We start from the raw sequence: 592 nt of genomic DNA, 5'->3' as shown, positions 1-592 counted from the left end.
TCGGAACAACGCCACCTCCAACGCGAACACCCCGCGCTGCGTGAACGACGTCTCCCCCAACACCCCCTCCCCGTCCTCGAACAACACCCCCACCGGCAACCCCAACAACCCACACACCTCGTCCAACACCCGCGCGAACACCGGGAACACCTGATACAACCCCCGCCCCATCCCCACCCACTGACCACCCTGACCAGAGAACACGAACGCCGACTTGCCCGAGTCGCGGGCTTCGCCGGTCACCAGCCCGGGATGCGCCTCCCCGCGCACCAGGGCCGCCAGTGCCTCCGCTCCGGTCACCATGGCCCGGTGGGCGAACCGGGTCCGCACGGCGAGCGCGGCGCCGATTCCGTCCGCGTCGGGGGCCTTGACCGCGTACGCCTGAAGCCTGCGGGCGTGGGCCCGGAGCGCCTGCTCGGACTTGGCCGACAGCAGCCAGGGCACCGGCACGACCGCGGACTCGGGCGACGTCTCCTCGACCGGTGCCTCCAGGATCACGTGCGCGTTCGTACCACTGATACCGAACGCCGACACACCGGCACGACGCGGACGCCCCGTCTCCGGCCACGGCCGGGCCTCGGTCAGCAGGGAC

Annotated in this window: 1 protein-coding gene; it reads right to left on the bottom strand. The window is 71.5% G+C overall.

The window, feature by feature from the left end:
* Positions 1-585: ketoacyl-synthetase C-terminal extension domain-containing protein (locus H5J33_RS36540; RefSeq protein ID WP_258565652.1), on the bottom strand; the 585-nt coding region annotated here is incomplete at its 3' end.
* Positions 586-592: the final 7 nt, after the last annotated feature.

It is taken from the genome of Streptomyces sp. WELS2, assembly GCF_013870595.1.
In the GTDB taxonomy this organism is placed as follows: domain Bacteria; phylum Actinomycetota; class Actinomycetes; order Streptomycetales; family Streptomycetaceae; genus Streptomyces.
Note: the sequence above shows the minus strand (reverse complement) of the source record. Positions and strands in the feature narration are given on the sequence as shown.